Annotated in this window: 16 protein-coding genes; 8 read left to right on the top strand and 8 right to left on the bottom strand. The window is 31.0% G+C overall.

Annotated features, from left to right (window positions below):
* The first annotated feature begins 93 nt into the window (after nt 1-93).
* Complete coding sequence (locus Q5N74_RS17965) at nt 94-777, top strand: cell division ATP-binding protein FtsE (RefSeq protein WP_304390379.1); 684 nt, start codon at nt 94-96, stop codon at nt 775-777.
* A 7-nt stretch (nt 778-784) separates the two neighbouring features.
* On the opposite strand, the gene Q5N74_RS17970 is transcribed toward Q5N74_RS17965, so the two are convergent.
* Complete coding sequence (locus Q5N74_RS17970; RefSeq protein WP_304390380.1) at nt 785-1,612, bottom strand: 2OG-Fe(II) oxygenase; 828 nt, start codon at nt 1,610-1,612, stop codon at nt 785-787.
* A 95-nt stretch (nt 1,613-1,707) separates the two neighbouring features.
* Here Q5N74_RS17970 and Q5N74_RS17975 point away from each other — a divergent pair, with 95 nt between their 5' ends.
* Together Q5N74_RS17975 and Q5N74_RS17980 are read left to right on the top strand one after the other, a co-directional pair.
* Nucleotides 1,708-2,565 (top strand): glycosyltransferase, encoded by an 858-nt coding sequence (locus tag Q5N74_RS17975; RefSeq protein WP_304390381.1) that lies wholly within the window; start codon nt 1,708-1,710, stop codon nt 2,563-2,565.
* Nucleotides 2,565-3,506 carry a glycosyltransferase family 2 protein gene (locus tag Q5N74_RS17980; protein ID WP_304390382.1) on the top strand — a complete coding sequence of 314 codons (942 nt, stop codon included), beginning with the start codon at nt 2,565-2,567 and terminating at the stop codon, nt 3,504-3,506. The genes Q5N74_RS17975 and Q5N74_RS17980 overlap by 1 nt, the downstream gene beginning before the upstream one ends.
* Nucleotides 3,507-3,516: 10 nt before the next feature.
* On the opposite strand, the gene Q5N74_RS17985 is transcribed toward Q5N74_RS17980, so the two are convergent.
* The 6 genes from Q5N74_RS17985 to typA all read right to left on the bottom strand — a co-directional run bounded on the left by Q5N74_RS17985 (nt 3,517) and on the right by typA (nt 10,947).
* On the bottom strand, nt 3,517-4,593 hold the full coding sequence (locus Q5N74_RS17985; protein WP_304390383.1) for a glycosyltransferase: 1,077 nt from the start codon (nt 4,591-4,593) through the stop codon (nt 3,517-3,519).
* Nucleotides 4,586-6,139, bottom strand: a complete 1,554-nt coding sequence (locus Q5N74_RS17990; protein WP_304390384.1) for a phosphoethanolamine transferase — start codon at nt 6,137-6,139, stop codon at nt 4,586-4,588. Before Q5N74_RS17990 ends, Q5N74_RS17985 begins: the two co-directional genes overlap by 8 nt.
* Complete coding sequence (locus Q5N74_RS17995; RefSeq protein WP_304390385.1) at nt 6,120-7,427, bottom strand: oligosaccharide flippase family protein; 1,308 nt, start codon at nt 7,425-7,427, stop codon at nt 6,120-6,122. The genes Q5N74_RS17990 and Q5N74_RS17995 overlap by 20 nt, the downstream gene beginning before the upstream one ends.
* A gap of 11 nt (nt 7,428-7,438) precedes the next feature.
* The gene (locus Q5N74_RS18000; RefSeq protein ID WP_304390386.1) at nt 7,439-8,746 is read right to left on the bottom strand and encodes an O-antigen translocase; all 1,308 of its coding nucleotides are present in this window, start codon (nt 8,744-8,746) and stop codon (nt 7,439-7,441) included.
* 170 nt (nt 8,747-8,916) lie between these two features.
* On the bottom strand, nt 8,917-9,147 hold the full coding sequence (locus Q5N74_RS18005; protein ID WP_304390387.1) for a uroporphyrinogen decarboxylase: 231 nt from the start codon (nt 9,145-9,147) through the stop codon (nt 8,917-8,919).
* A gap of 3 nt (nt 9,148-9,150) precedes the next feature.
* A complete protein-coding gene (gene typA, locus Q5N74_RS18010; RefSeq protein ID WP_304390388.1) occupies nt 9,151-10,947 on the bottom strand; it encodes a translational GTPase TypA in 1,797 nt (598 codons plus the stop codon).
* Nucleotides 10,948-11,250: 303 nt separating this feature from the next.
* On the opposite strand from typA, the gene kdsA reads away from it, so the two are divergent.
* Together kdsA and Q5N74_RS18020 are read left to right on the top strand one after the other, a co-directional pair.
* On the top strand, nt 11,251-12,069 hold the full coding sequence (gene kdsA / locus Q5N74_RS18015) for a 3-deoxy-8-phosphooctulonate synthase (protein ID WP_304390389.1): 819 nt from the start codon (nt 11,251-11,253) through the stop codon (nt 12,067-12,069).
* 20 nt (nt 12,070-12,089) lie between these two features.
* Nucleotides 12,090-12,941 (top strand): hypothetical protein, encoded by an 852-nt coding sequence (locus Q5N74_RS18020; RefSeq protein WP_304390390.1) that lies wholly within the window; start codon nt 12,090-12,092, stop codon nt 12,939-12,941.
* A gap of 37 nt (nt 12,942-12,978) precedes the next feature.
* Here Q5N74_RS18020 and Q5N74_RS18025 read toward each other — a convergent pair whose 3' ends face one another.
* A complete protein-coding gene (locus tag Q5N74_RS18025) occupies nt 12,979-13,356 on the bottom strand; it encodes a DUF1801 domain-containing protein (RefSeq protein WP_304390391.1) in 378 nt (125 codons plus the stop codon).
* A gap of 97 nt (nt 13,357-13,453) precedes the next feature.
* On the opposite strand from Q5N74_RS18025, the gene Q5N74_RS18030 reads away from it, so the two are divergent.
* The 3 genes from Q5N74_RS18030 to Q5N74_RS18040 all read left to right on the top strand — a co-directional run bounded on the left by Q5N74_RS18030 (nt 13,454) and on the right by Q5N74_RS18040 (nt 15,916).
* A complete protein-coding gene (locus Q5N74_RS18030; protein WP_304390392.1) occupies nt 13,454-14,062 on the top strand; it encodes a hypothetical protein in 609 nt (202 codons plus the stop codon).
* Nucleotides 14,063-14,120: 58 nt separating this feature from the next.
* On the top strand, nt 14,121-14,414 hold the full coding sequence (locus tag Q5N74_RS18035; RefSeq protein WP_304390393.1) for a transcriptional regulator: 294 nt from the start codon (nt 14,121-14,123) through the stop codon (nt 14,412-14,414).
* Nucleotides 14,415-14,500: 86 nt separating this feature from the next.
* Nucleotides 14,501-15,916, top strand: coding sequence for a DUF4153 domain-containing protein (locus Q5N74_RS18040; protein WP_304390394.1), 1,416 nt, complete (start codon nt 14,501-14,503; stop codon nt 15,914-15,916).
* Nucleotides 15,917-15,949 lie beyond the last annotated feature (33 nt).

The raw sequence follows: 15,949 nt of genomic DNA on the forward strand, positions 1-15,949 counted from the left end.
GAAGACGAAAAATTCTAAACTTTTTTACTTTTAACTTTCAACATTCAACTTTTAAATAATACATTTACAACGTTTAAAAAAGTTAAAACAATTATGCCTACTCCAATTTTAGAATTAAAAAACGCCTCTATTTATCAAGGTGATAGTTTAGTACTTTCTAATGTAAATGTTGAAATAAACAAAGGAGACTTTGTGTATTTAATTGGAAAAACGGGTACCGGAAAAAGTAGTTTTATGAAAACACTTTATGGTGATTTACCTTTAACTGAAGGCGAAGGGCATATTGTAGATTTTGATTTAAAAACACTAAAAGAAAAAGACATTCCTTACTTAAGACGTAAATTGGGTGTGGTTTTCCAAGATTTTAAATTACTATCAGACAGTACTATAAACGAAAATCTACTTTTTGTTTTAAGAGCTACAGGCTGGAAAGATAAAAACGAAATGAATAACCGTGTTGAAGAGGTTTTGAGTAAAGTAGATATGAAAACCAAAGGCTTTAAATATCCACATGCTCTTTCGGGTGGCGAGCAACAACGTGTGGCCATTGCCAGAGCTTTGTTGAACAATCCTGAACTTATTCTTGCCGATGAGCCTACCGGAAATTTAGACCCCCAAACTAGTATTGAAGTGATGGAGGTTTTACAAGAAATAAACAAAAACGGCAATACCATTTTAATGGCTACCCACGATTATGCTTTATTATTAAAATACCCAAGTAAAACATTGAAGTGTGATGATAGTCAGGTTTTTGAGGTGGTACAGAGGAAGGGGTAACTTATAATTATTGTTTTTTATAAATATGAGGGTTTTTGCGAATACCTTTTTTAAATATTTTTCGCACCAACATTCTTAAGTTCGCATCTAAATCTAAAATTATATTTTTAAAAGTATCTTCAGGGCGTCCTCTAAATTTAGTAACATGAAATTTATCGGTTTCCTTTAAAGCTTCATCACTAAAATAATAATTTGAAACACAACACCTGCTTCTATCAACAGTTACTTTATTTACTGAATGCCAGGAAGTTTGGTGAGTCGCCATAACTACGAGTCGATTAAATTTACTTTCTATTAAAACCGGCTTGTTTTTTGGTCCGTTGGGCCACAATTCAAGGTGTCCCCCATTATCTAACTCCCAATTAGGTGTCACATAATACAGTAAGTTTAATACACGCCAACGCTCACGTTCGGCATCGTGAGAATTATCTAAATGTGGATTTAAAAAATTATGTTCAGCCATTAAAGAAAGACCTCCAGCATACAAAGAGTCATCTGCATAAAGAGACTTTACTCCACAAATATCACTTATTAAATTTACGACTCTTTCATCTTGAAAAGCAAAAATAACATCCTCTAAAAGCTTATTATGTTTATCCATTTGGGCAGAGACGCACTTATACTCCCGCATGCTCTTTAAAACGCGCATCTCCGATTTATCGGGAAATACATCAAAGCAGGCTTGAGCCAAATCTACAGGTAACAGATCATCAATATAAAAAAAGCCAATTTGATTCTTTGATGAAGCATAAGCGCTTTTTAATTCGTCTTGTACTCCACTAATTTTACTCAAAATTAAGTTTGAAATCTCTGAAGATGTTAAACCGTTGTTCATATACCAATATTATTCATTGCAATTTATAACCTTTTATGCTAAAAGTTAAATTAAACATTTTAAAAATGTATTTTTAGCCCTTACTATAACCATCGATGCTTTCTATTTTAATTCCAACATATAACTATAACATTGTTCCTTTGGTTGAAGACGTTTTTGAACAAGCTTCTAAATGTCAAGTCGCCTTTGAAATATTAGTGTATGATGATGGGTCAAATTCAATATTAAATATTGAAAATGAATCTATAAACTTGTTAGAAAATTGTTTTTTTAAAGAATTACCAAGAAATATAGGCCGAAGTTCGATTAGAAACCTATTAGGTAATGATGCTAAATACGATTATTTAATTTTCATTGATGCAGGAACCATTCCTCTTAAAAAAAACTTCATAAAAAACTACATCACTGTTAAAAACAAAACAATTAGTGTTGGTGGCATGACATATGGAAAAAAACCGTTACACAAAAACCACAAATTACGTTGGCTTTACACAAAAAAAAGAGAATCAACTAATGGCTTACATTCATCAAATTTTTTAATTAAGAAAAGCCTATTTCAAACTAATATATTCGATGAATCTATTAAAAAATACGGTTGCGAAGATGTTTTATTTTTCAATAATCTTATAGAAAATAATTACAAAATTCACAAAATAAATAATCCTGTAATTCATGCGGCAGATGATGATGCCAATACCTTTGTAAAAAAAACAGAGTATGCTATTGAGAATTTAATACAATTAATTGATGAAGATAAACTAAGTATTACCCATTATAATATATCGAAAATTTACAAAAAACTAAATGCTTTAAAATTAGATAAATTTACCGCACAGTTTTACCAATTATTAAAACCTTTATTAATAAGAAATTTTAATTCTAATCACCCTTCAATATTGTTATTTGATTTCTACAGGTTAGGGTTTTATTGCTCACTTAAAACAAAATACTAATGCCTTTTTTTTCTATAATAATTCCATTGTACAACAAAGAAAACTATGTACAAGCAACTTTAGAAAGTGTTCTTAAACAAACATTTAGTGATTTTGAAATAATAATTATTAATGATGGAAGTACAGATAAAAGTGTAGAAGCGGTTAATAAATTTAAAGATTCTCGAATTAAACTATACAACCAACCAAATCAAGGATTATCCCGTGCTAGAAATTCTGGCATAAAAAAAGCTACGGCAAATTACATAGCCCTTATAGATGCTGATGATTTTTGGTTACCCCACCATTTAGAACAACTTTACAATCTTATAACCACCTACCCTAACAACGGACTTTATTGTACTGGTTACACAATACAAAAGTCTAGTTCTATTTTTCACAGAGCACACTTTAATGGCTTGCCAGAAAATTTTAGAGGTATTGTTCCAGGATTTTTCAAACACTCTTTACAAAACTGTGTTGCATGGGTATCGGCAATTTGTATCCCAAAAAATATTTTTAATGATCTGGGTGACTTTGATCCTGAAATTTTCTCTGAACAAGACACTGATTTATATATTAGAATAGCCACTAAATACGAAGTAGCATTGGATAATACTTCTGTTAGCGCCATATATAACAGAACTATGGATGACGGAATTTCAAATGCTTTATTTAAAAAAAATATTCCAAAGTTCGTTTTCAATTACACAAATATTGAAGAAAAATACCCGGATTTAAAAAAATATATGGACTACAACCGGTTTTCCTTAGCTATAAATTTCAAACTTGCTTCCAATATTAAACTAAGTAAGATTCTAATTCAGGATATTGAAATGACCAATTTAAACTGGGTTCAAAAAACATTACTTTATTTACCTAACCCAATAGTTAAAGCATTATTTTTTATAAAAAACAAATTCAACATGAATGCCCTTTTCATTTTTAAGCCAAAAAAATAAAGGCTCATAACTAATTGAATCTTTCGAATAAATTCACCCATTTCTGAATGCTTTTCTTTTCTGTGAATGGATTATCGTATGTACTTAAATTACTGGTTATTTTTTCATAAAAAGCATCGTCTAGTAACAGTTTATTTAGAGCTTCTGTTAACTTAGTAGTATTTTGATTATCCACTAACAAACCGTTTTCTTCATGTATAATTATTTCTGAAGGACCGCTTTTACAATCATAAGACACTAAAGGCGTTTTAAGAGATAAGGCCTCTATGAGTACCATAGGAAACCCTTCAGATTTGCTAGCTAACACCAAAGCCTTTGCTTTTTTTATGTAAGCTAATGCATTACTTTTAAAACCAATTAATTCAACAAATGCGCCTAAATCTAAATCTTTAATAAGCTTTTCTAAATTAGCCCTTTCACTACCTTCACCTAAAATTAACAGATTGATATCATGTTTATATAAGTCAGAATTTTTATAACTATTGATTAAAACATTAAACTGCTTTACATCTGTTAGCCTTCCTACACTAATAATATAATTTGAACTAGCTGAATTATCAAAATCACCATTAATTCCTAGCAGATCAATCAAAGCATAGTTATAAATCACGACGCTTTCTAAATGAAACTTTTCTCTAATTTCATTTTGAATTTCTTTGCTTACAGCTATAATTTCTCGGTTTCTAACAAATGTGAATTTTGAAAGCCAAGGCACATTTACCAAAGGAAAATAAAGTTTTAAATTGAAATGATGTATATTATAAATTACATTCTCATTTTTAAAAATTGTTTTAGAAAAGATTAACTCTTTCATAAAATTTGACCTTACCCTATGGTCTAAAATAATATCAAACTGCTGGGTTTTAAAAAACCTTTTAAACTTAAGAAACGATAATAATAAATTCTTGCTTTTTATTTCCCCAAAGTTATACAACGAACCTTTATAAGGATAAACTATAGTATCTATCATAGAAACTACAGTTATATCATAACCCTTTTCAAATAAAGAAATGGACAAATTAGACACCATTTTTTCAGCACCTCCATTACTTAAACTATCAGTAAGTAAACATACTTTTTTAATCATTTTTCTCTAAAAAATAAGTATCGAAATCTATATTATCTATCACTTTTCTTTTTCGCTTTTTAAATGTATTACTAAATATACTTTTCTGCACATCCATGTCTTTGTATTTCACTCCAAAAAGGTGTCCGATACTTTCATATGTATGGTCTGCCATAAAAGCTCTATCCGCCTTATATTCAAAATTTTCAGGTAGCTGAAATTCATCAGAAACCCACACAAAAAAAGGAATTTCAAACATGCTTTTTGTTAATACACTTTCAGAGCGACCAAAAAAATCGGTACCATCAAAAACATTCTCTCCATGATCAGACAAGTACAAAAGCGCACTCTTTTCATGAGTATTTTTAAGTTCTTTAATAAGAGAATACACTATGAAATCGTTATATAAAACAGCATTATCATAATAATTAATAATTGTTTCTTTTTTAGTTGAGTTAGTATTACTTAAAAACTTATTGTAAGCTTTTGGGTAACGCTTGTTATAATCAAAATGGGTACCAATTAATCTAATAAAAACGACTTTTTTTCCTGGTTTACTGAGTATTTGACGATAATCAGGGAAAATTATTTCGTCAAGGGTTGTGGTACTTTTATCTATCTTATGATTATAAAATTTAAATTCGTAAGACGCTGATGCTATTTTACTAATAGCATTATCGTGATAACTAATAGGCCTTTGATTAGACAGCCAGAAGGTTTTATAACCTGCTTTATTAAAAATTTCAATAAGATTGGTTGTTGTACTTTTATCACTACTAGCATCCAAGGATGTTAATATTTTAGGAACCGATTTCAACGTAAAAACATCGGTAGAAATAACATTGTCATACACTAACAAACTGTCTTTCAATGTGTTTAAAAGCGGGGTAGTTTCACGATTATATCCATAAAGTTGCATGTGTTTACTTGTTGTAGATTCTCCTAAGACCACAACTAAAACGTCATTATCACTACTAACTTGAATGTCTTCTTTTAAAATATTGACATTAAATTTAACACTCTTTTGCAAATCAAAATAACCATAAGTACCTCGTACTATATTATGAAAAGCATTATTTTCAATTAAACCTGTGAACTTCAATACCGCTATAATTCCTAAAAAGGACAAAATTCCAATAATAGCTCTTTTTGAATTAATTATGTTAAAACGCTTCTTTCTAAGAACAAAAAACGTAACAACCATTAAGGCCAAAAACAAAAGTATCTTAACACTTATATATGATCCCGTAAATTCACTTAGTTCCTGCTGGTTGGACTCAATTAACAAGAACATATAAGACGAGGTGAAATTTGAGGAAACAGCCATATAAGACGTTGTTTCTAAAGCAAAATACCCTACATAAAAAATACATATAGCATCAATAAAAAATTGTTTATTAAAAATGTTAGTGTATAGAATGGTGACTGTAGCAAAAAAGAAAAATAGATCCTCTAAAATATCACTGCCTTCTATTAAACTTAAATCAATAAAAAAAGCAAGAAATAGGTACTTTAACAGTATAGGAATTAAAAAAAACAATAAAAACTTATATGGCTTGTGATTCACTTTCTAAATACTTTGTTCGGTTTAAAAATACAAAAAGACATACTGTAATTAAATACAATAATGTGCTTACAATATAAGCATAAAATACCCCTTTAAGATTATAATACTCCATCCAATACATACTAAATAAATAAAAAGAAACATATAGTATGGCGTCTGAAACGAAATAAGGAATTATCATTTTCTTAGCATGAAACTGGTAGGCAAAAGAGAACGCTACAATTTTAATAAAATCTCCAAGTAACTGTAAATAAAAAAATCGCTCAACTATCAAAAACTCATTAGTCAAAAATATTTTTATTAATAACACCCTGAAAACCAAAATCCCTAAGAACAAAACAATAACAAAAGGAATAAGGTATTTAAAATACGTCCTCATTATTTGAATATAACCACTAACGGTTTTATTAGATGCCAGAAGTGGTAAAAGATATAAGGTAAATAACGACGAGAAAAAAACCATATAAAAACTCGACAATTTATTCATGGCTTCCCATAATCCTGCTGTACTCATATCAATATAAGAAATAATACTATTTCGAATAAACAAATAACTAAAGCTCAATAATATAGTCGAGTAAATAGCCATAATTATATAGACTGAAATCGACTTTATAAAACGTAATGATATCGTTTTTAAATTAGCAAAAGCGCCAACCAGAAACAACCGAACGTCTGTAATTAATAAACTTAAAATAAAACTACACACGGGAATTAATATACTAGCCATTAACGCCCCTTCTAAATTAAAAAAATAGACAAGAACAAATGTAACAATGGCATTTAACACATTTGTTATACTAACAAGCACCGTGTACAACTTAAATTTCTGTAAGCCATTAACAATATAAATCACTAAAAAATTAAGAGAGATTAACGGTAATAGGATTCCCAAATAATTAAAAACATAAGCTAAAGCTGCGTCTTTTAAAATAAAGGTACTAAGTTGGTTAGAGAATATAAATAATAAGAGACTAACCACTAATGACAGACAAACACTAAGAGTAAAAGCAGAAGAAACAATGGTATTAAATTGCTTCTTATCATGTTTGTTTTCGGCAATATATTTAATCAATCCACTCTCAAAGCCATTCGCAGTTACTCCTAGAACACCTTGAAGAAGGTTTTTTAAATTCCCTACTATGGCATATCCTGAAGGCCCTAAATAAATAGCACTAACCTTAGAAACAATAAACGACGTAAATAATTTACCTAGAACTATAATGCCGTTAAAAGAAAAAACTTTAAAAAACTGATTGTAAAGTATATTCTTTAAAACTTCTTTCAATTCAACGTAATTTAATTAGAATTCTTCTCCGTATCCACCCCAAAAAGCGAGCTTCCAAATATCAATAAAATAATACCATAATACATCACATAACTCACAAAATGAGCCATCACTGCGCCTTGAACATTATCATACAGATCTATAAAATAAACGCTGGTTGTATACAAAATAACAACTAAAAAAGCTTCGGTAAGAATATAATGCCAAAACATTTTTTTAGCTAAAAATTGGTACGCAATTACCATAGACAGCACTTTTACAAAGTCGCCTAATAGTTGCCATAAGAATAAGTCTTCTACGGGCTTAAAATCATTTGAAAAAACAAGTGGTACGATATACGACCTCAACAAATAAATAACCACCAACCCTACAACCAAAAAGGGTATAATCGTTTTATAAAAACTGAACACTTCTTTTCTAAACTCTTTTATATCGTCAATTTCAGAGAATCTAGGTAGAATATATAAAGCCATTAACGAGCTAACAAGCATTAAATAGTATTTAGATATTCTCGTCATGGCTTCCCAAAATCCCGCATCTTTATACCCAACATTATCGATAAGATAAGACCGAATGGCAATAGCGACAAGTGGCATAATAACCGCTGTAAAAAGAGCCATTAATGAATAAGAACTCAGCTTTTTAAGTAAACTAAAACTGATACTGTTCACTTTAATGAGAGGCGCTAACGACCGTCTGTTAATAATACCTACTAGCGTTATCAAGAATATTAACGATTCTGCAATAGCTACCGATATTAAAGCTCCACTAATCTTATTTTGGTAAATTAAAAGTAAGGCAATGGAAACACTTAATATTTGCCCAATAATATTGATTATGATAAGTATCTTATACTTCGAAAACCCATTCATTATGGAAAATGAAAACATATTCAATGAATAAAATGGCAACACCATAGCGAAAATTTTAATTACATTAGCGTAATTATTATAATCGGGGAATATAATATCATTAATTAATTGCGCATTAAAATAACAACCCAGTGATACTAAAATAGTAGAGGTAAAACCAATATAAAACAAGGTAGAAACCGTTTTACTTAACTCTACAGCATCCTCCTTAAATTGTGAAATATATTTAACTGAACCACTATAAAGACCTCCTATAGCCAAGGTTTGAAAAGAGCTTACAAAATTACGCAGATTTCCTATTAGGGCTAACCCAGTGGGCCCTATAAAAACAGCAATAGCCTTCGATGTAAGAATACCGGCTATTATTCTAGTTAATACGGAGGCAGCTTGCAACGAAGTGATTTTAACTAAAACATTCGTATTTATATAATCGATTATTTTTTTCAAGCACTGTAGGTTTACTTATTATAATAGTACTAAAATCTTATTGATAAACGCTTTAAGAATCATTTTATTCCCTAACACTATTTAGCAAAAAATCAAATATACAAAATCATTTAACTTCGTAATACAAATACAATTATAATATGTAGGATTTTATCTATAAAAAATACTGATTAGTGCTTTTTTAATAGGTAATAACTATTTATGAAGAAAATAGCCGTGTTGGTAATAATGATTGGTTTTGATAAAGGCTCTAACATAAAGCCATAAAACACGAATAGTAAACATCCAAAGGAGTTTACTATTCGTAATTTATTAACTGATTTCATTAAGAATGAAATTAAAACTGTTGCCATGGCAGCATATCCAATCCACTCTATATATGAAATTCCTAAGAATTCCATGTATTAAAATTTGAAACGCTTTCTATCTGTTTCAGATAAATATATTTTACGGATACGTAAGAAGTTTGGTGTTACTTCAACGTATTCATCTTTTTGAATGTATTCCAAAGCTTCTTCTAATGAGAATTTAATAGCTGGTATAATTTTAGCCTTATCATCTGCTCCAGAAGAACGTACGTTACTTTGTTTTTTCATTTTAGTAATATTTACTGCCATATCATCTTGACGAGAGTTCTCACCAATTACTTGACCTTCATAAATACTTTCACCTGGTTCAACAAAAAACTTACCTCTATCTTGTAATTTATCAATTGAATAAGGAATAGCCGTACCGTTTTCCATAGATACTAAAGATCCTGAAATACGTCCAGGAATTACTCCTTTCAACGGTTGGTATTCTTTAAAACGGTGTGCCATAATAGCCTCACCTGCTGTTGCAGTTAATAATTGGTTACGTAAACCAATAATACCACGAGAAGGAATTAAAAATTCGCAAACCATACGGTCTCCTTTTGCTTCCATAGAAAGCATTTCACCTTTACGTAAAGTTACAAACTCTACGGCTCTACCAGATACATTTTCTGGAAGGTCAATTCTTAACTCTTCAATTGGCTCACATTTAACACCATCAATTTCTTTAATGATTACTTGTGGCTGTCCAATTTGTAACTCATAGCCTTCACGACGCATCGTTTCAATTAAAACAGATAAGTGTAATACACCACGACCAAAAACCATAAATTTATCAGCACTACCAGTTTCTCCTAAACGAAGTGCTAAGTTTTTCTCAAGTTCTTTAGCCAAACGATCTTTAATATGTCTAGATGTTACAAACTTTCCATCTTTTCCGAAGAAAGGTGAATCATTAATAGTAAACAACATACTCATAGTAGGCTCATCAATAGCAATTGTTTTTAAGCCTTCAGGATTTTCAAAATCAGCAACAGTATCGCCAATTTCAAAACCATCTAAACCAACAATAGCACAAATATCACCTGTTTGAACTTCTTCTACTTTGATACGACCTAGTCCTTCAAAAATATGTAGTTCCTTTATTCTATTCTTAACTATTGAACCATCACGTCTCACTAAAGAGATGTTTTGTCCAACTTTTAACTCACCTCTTGTTAAACGACCAATAGCAATTCGTCCTGTAAAAGATGAAAAGTCTAAAGATGTAATTAACATTTGTGTGTTACCTTCTGGAATTTTTGGCGCAGGTATATGCTCAATAACCATATCCAATAAAGGTTCGATATTGTCAGTTTGGTTTTTCCAATCATCACTCATCCAGTTATTTTTAGCCGAACCATAAACGGTTGGGAAATCTAACTGCCATTCTTCAGCACCTAATTCAAACATTAAGTCGAAAACTTTTTCATGTACTTCTTCTGGAGTACAGTTTTCTTTATCTACTTTGTTTACAACAACGCAAGGTTTTAAACCTAAATCGATTGCTTTTTGTAATACAAAACGTGTTTGTGGCATGGGCCCTTCAAAAGCATCAACCAATAATAACACACCATCTGCCATATTAAGTACACGCTCTACTTCACCACCAAAATCGGCGTGACCAGGAGTATCAATAATATTGATTTTTGTATCCTTATAAATAACCGAAACGTTTTTAGAAGTAATTGTGATACCTCTTTCGCGCTCTAAATCATTGTTATCAAGAATTAAATCACCAGTATTCTCGTTTTCACGGAATAATTGACAGTGATACATAATTTTATCAACCAAGGTAGTTTTACCGTGATCTACGTGTGCAATAATTGCAATGTTTTTAATATTAGCCATAATAGTGCCTTATTTTAAGCGTGCAAAGGTAACTATAAATTATGGAATAATTAATACATTATTCTTTTTTTGGGCATTACCCTTTGTGGCTATAAAATTTTTAGGCCAATTTTAAGCTAAGTAATTAAGCCACAAAGGCTCGCGCTATCCATTATATCCTTTTTTGTGCGCGTAAACGCTCACAAAAAAGAATGCCATTTCTATCGCTAATGCAGCAATCAGCCAAATTCATTCCTTTCAATTTAAAAAGTAATCATTTATGTTAATCAATAATCTTATCTTTGCAGCATTAAAATTTCGATCATGAATCTTCAAGATATCCCAAAAATAAAACACACCAATTCGAACAATTTTTTCTTATTGTGCGGTCCCTGCGCTATTGAAAGCGAAGATATGGCCCTACGAATAGCTGAAAAGGTGATAACCATTACCAATAAATTAGAAATTCCTTACGTGTTTAAAGGCAGCTTTAAAAAAGCAAACCGTAGCCGTGTAGATAGTTTCACTGGTATTGGAGACGAAAAGGCGTTGAACATTCTAAAAAAAGTATCAGAAACTTTTGATGTTCCAACCGTAACCGATATTCACGAAATTAGCGATGCACATCTAGCTGCACAATATGTAGACGTCTTGCAAATTCCTGCTTTTTTAGTACGCCAAACCGACTTAGTGGTTGCCGCTGCTCAAACAGGTAAAGTTATAAACCTTAAAAAAGGACAATTCATGAGCCCTGAAGCCATGAAACATGCGGTGCAAAAAGTATACGATTCGGGGAACAAAAACGCTTGGATAACCGATCGTGGTACCATGTTTGGCTATCAAGATATGATTGTCGATTTTCGTGGCATCCCAACCATGCGCCAATATGCACCAACGGTTTTAGATGTGACACACTCGTTACAACAACCAAATCAAATTGCTGGCGTAACAGGTGGTAGACCCGATATGATTGAAACTATTGCCCGCGCTGGTATTGTAAATAATGTAGATGGTTTATTTATTGAAACGCATTTCGACCCAGCAAATGCAAAAAGTGATGGAGCCAACATGCTACATTTAGATAATTTAGAAAAACTACTTACCAACCTAGTTGCTATTAGAAAAGTGGTAAACACACTATAATCAAGTACAAAATACTCAACATGACACTTAAACCTCTAGTAGGCATACTCCTTTTATTGCTTTCACTTAACCTTATAGCTCAAGATTCTGAAACTGTAAAATATACCGCCTCCAACAAAGGGAAATTCTTTGTAAGCTGGGGTGGTAATAGAGAAAGTTTTTCAAAATCGGACATTCGTTTTAAAGGTGATAATTACGATTTCACCATAAAAGATGCCTCTGCAAAAGACAAACCTAAAGGTTGGCATATCGATTATATTACCCCTTCTAGAATGACCATTCCGCAAACAAATTTTAAGGCTGGTTATTTTATTTCAGATCACTACACCGTTTCATTAGGTATAGACCACATGAAATACGTAATGCAAGAGAACTTAACAAAGGTAGTTGATGGTTATATTAACTTGCCTTTAAGTGAATCTGGTTCAACTTACAATGGGACTTATAACAATCAAGATTTTTTTATTTCAGACGATTTTTTAAAGTTCGAACACACCAATGGTTTAAATTACGTGTTTGCTGAAATTGCTCGTGTAGATGATATTTCATCACTATTCAACCTTTCAAACACCGATGTATTTCAAATTAACATTACCGAAGGTATTGGTGGCGGTATTTTATACCCAAAAACCAACACGACTTTACTTGAAAAAGAGCGTTATGATGAATTCCATTTAGCAGGTTATGGCGTGTCTATTAATGCCGGACTTAACATGACCTTTTTTAAGCACTTTTTTATACAATTAGATTTAAAAGGTGGATACATTAACATGCCCGATATTAGAACAACCAGCAATACGGCTGAAAGTGCTTCACAACATTTTACATATATACAGCGTATTATTGCCTTTGGTGGCATTTTTAAAATTTAGATTACCGTCTTAACGGGAATGATAGAAAAATAGTGCTTTAAATAAACCAAGCCTTTTTACTTTTACTAAGTACACGCGATGCTTCATGTAGTAGCGCTACAAAATTGTCATGATCTAAATCTTCTAATGTTTTTAGCTGAATAGAACGTACTTGCTTGCGGTTATTTGCATCTTTTAATATAGGGAACTGGTTTTCTAACAGAATACCTTGTACAAAAGCAACATCTACATAATCAGTACCTTTTAAAACATTCATATAAATCATAGGCTTTTTGTGGCAATTATAAAACGGAATTTTATAACTGTACCGCTCTTCTACTTCTGGAAGCGTGTTCAATATAACACTTCGCACATAAAGCATGATGGATTGGTATGGTTCTTTCTGATTTAAAAAATAGTCGTCTACAGGTTTCATGTTTTCGGCTTGAAAATAATTCTTATCAAAATTAACAAAATTTTACAATGCGTTATTCATTAAAATTTATTTACTTTGTATTTCAAAGTACTTTAATATGGATTCTAAAGATTATTTAAAAGACATTAGCGAGATTAAACATTTAATGAATAAATCGTCGCGCTTAATTTCCTTAAGTGGCCTATCAGGTATCATGGCTGGGGCATACGCCCTTATTGGAGCTGCTGTGGCTTATTATTTAGTAATGAATTTTAGCTACGGTACCTTAATGCTAGATGGAAAAATATTTAACTGGGTACTTTTAGATCTTGTTTTGGTGGCCGCCTTGAGTATTGTTACAGGCATCATTTTAACCACCAAAAAGGCAAAGAAACACGGTTCTAAAATCTGGGATACCACTTCAAAACGATTGGTTCTTAATTTTTTAATTCCTTTAGTCGCTGGAGGCCTGTATATCCTAATTATTTTAAATCAACATAAATACGGACAAGCAAGCGCTTTAATGCTTATTTTTTACGGACTCGCTCTAATTAACGCATCAAAATATAGTATAGGAGATATTAGATATTTAGGGTATGCCGAAATTATTTTAGGTCTAACCGCTGCCCTATTTCCTGGTTATGGTTTTTGGCTTTGGGTTCTAGGTTTTGGTATATTGCATATTATTTACGGGACTTGGATGCATTTTAGGTATGACGTAAATTAGGGAATGGTATCTCATAGAAGTTTTTAGTTTATAAACGCATCAACCAACAACAAGCATTTTGAGCATTATTAACAACATAAATAAAGTATTCGATCACCGCATTAGATTAGGTATCATGTCTATTTTAATGGTGAATGAATATGCCGATTTTAATATGCTTAAAGAACTTTTAGAAGTAACCGATGGCAATTTAGCAAGCCACACCAAAGCTTTGGAAACTGCAGAATACATAAAAGTTGAAAAACAATTTATTGGAAGAAAACCAAACACCCGTTACAGTACAACACCATTAGGCGCATTAGAATTTAAAAAGCATATTGACGCCCTTGAAAAATTAATAAACAAACACTAGTTTCCCTCCTTCTAGGACTTGACAAAAAGAAAAACATTTTTTTTAACCTTTTACTTTGAAATACAAAGTACTTTTATTTTGCACGTATGAAAAAAATATCACTATTTATTGGAGCCCTTTTATTCAGCGCCTTTTTCTACAAACAAGCCATAGGTCTTAATTTAACACTATTTAGCCTTGTTACCATATCGGTTTTAGCTATTTACAATAAGAATGCTTTTAAGCAGAAAAGCACTATAGGCTTTAGTTTACTTTACCTAATAACAGCGCTCGCTGTTTTCCTTTACAACTCCAACCTAAGCATCCTAGCCAATTGTGTAGCATTCTTCACCTTAGTTGGTCATGTTTCACAACACAAATCTTCCATATATATAAATTGGTTAAATGGGTTCTACACTATCGCTGCAGGGTTATTTGATCGTCAATTCAACAAAATAGTAACCGAAGAAGAAGCAACTAATAAAGCTGATATTGATTACATGCACTGGATAAAAATTGTTGGAATCCCACTAGTTGTCGTTATCGCATTTATTTTTCTTTATAAAAACGGAAACCCTGTATTTAATAACCTCATTTCACAAATTGATTTCAGTTTCATTAATCTACAATGGATATTATTTGCATCACTTGGTTACTATTTACTCTATAACATTTCAACTCCTATTACTATTAATCTCGCTACACAAATCGATTTAAACACCTCGAACACACTTCAAAATAAAAGTGATTTTTCAATTGAAAACATAAAAAAAGAGAACCAACTTGGTCTAACTCTAATCTTACTTCTAAATGTACTTATTGTCTTTTTCCTAATTACCGATGTCACCTATTTATTAACGTCATACAACAATAGTGCTGCTTCTTTTTCCAATCAAGTTCATAATGGTATCAATGCATTAATCGCTTCTATAGTCATCGCTATAATAATTATACTTTACTTTTTTAGGGGTGATTTAAATTTCTTCAAAGGGAATAAAAACCTTAAAAGACTGGCATATGCTTGGATTACACTCAATGCCTTTCTGGTAATAAACATCATTATTAAAGATTGTCAATATATTTTCAATTTTGGTTTTACCTATAAACGAATTGGTGTTCTCATCTATTTATTGTTAACAACCATAGGCTTAGTTACTACTTTTATTAAAGTAAATCAATTAAAAAACTTTTGGTACCTAATTCGAGTTAACTCATTAACAGCTTTTACTATTTTGATAGTTTCATGCACTGTTAATTGGGATAGCTACATGACATTCTACAACTTAAATTATGCACAAACGGTTGATTTTAATTATTTAATAAACCTATCAAACAACAACACCTTCATTTTAAAAAATTATATTGAAAAGCATCATTTAAGTGATAAAAGAAAATTCTTGGTCGATAAAAAATATTGTGAATATAAACAGGAACTGTATTCTAAAAATTGGCAAGAATTAAGTTATGATAATTTTAAAAGACACTATCCTAAAATCTGTGTAAGTTCAAAATTTCAGGGTTAGATTATTTATAGTTTAATCCTGTTTTCAAATATA

Origin of the sequence: Mariniflexile sp. AS56, from assembly GCF_030552475.1 — a bacterium.
Lineage (GTDB): Bacteria > Bacteroidota > Bacteroidia > Flavobacteriales > Flavobacteriaceae > Mariniflexile.

Coding starts and splice junctions, on each gene's coding strand:
- Q5N74_RS18030 (WP_304390392.1), top strand. CDS start 13,454: ATGGATTCTAAAGATTATTTAAAAGACATTAGCGAGATTAAACATTTA.
- Q5N74_RS17970 (WP_304390380.1), bottom strand. CDS start 1,612: ATGAACAACGGTTTAACATCTTCAGAGATTTCAAACTTAATTTTGAGT.
- Q5N74_RS18040 (WP_304390394.1), top strand. CDS start 14,501: ATGAAAAAAATATCACTATTTATTGGAGCCCTTTTATTCAGCGCCTTT.
- typA (WP_304390388.1), bottom strand. CDS start 10,947: ATGGCTAATATTAAAAACATTGCAATTATTGCACACGTAGATCACGGT.
- Q5N74_RS17975 (WP_304390381.1), top strand. CDS start 1,708: ATGCTTTCTATTTTAATTCCAACATATAACTATAACATTGTTCCTTTG.
- Q5N74_RS18005 (WP_304390387.1), bottom strand. CDS start 9,147: ATGGAATTCTTAGGAATTTCATATATAGAGTGGATTGGATATGCTGCC.
- Q5N74_RS17985 (WP_304390383.1), bottom strand. CDS start 4,593: ATGATTAAAAAAGTATGTTTACTTACTGATAGTTTAAGTAATGGAGGT.
- Q5N74_RS17965 (WP_304390379.1), top strand. CDS start 94: ATGCCTACTCCAATTTTAGAATTAAAAAACGCCTCTATTTATCAAGGT.
- kdsA (WP_304390389.1), top strand. CDS start 11,251: ATGAATCTTCAAGATATCCCAAAAATAAAACACACCAATTCGAACAAT.
- Q5N74_RS18025 (WP_304390391.1), bottom strand. CDS start 13,356: ATGAAACCTGTAGACGACTATTTTTTAAATCAGAAAGAACCATACCAA.
- Q5N74_RS18020 (WP_304390390.1), top strand. CDS start 12,090: ATGACACTTAAACCTCTAGTAGGCATACTCCTTTTATTGCTTTCACTT.
- Q5N74_RS17980 (WP_304390382.1), top strand. CDS start 2,565: ATGCCTTTTTTTTCTATAATAATTCCATTGTACAACAAAGAAAACTAT.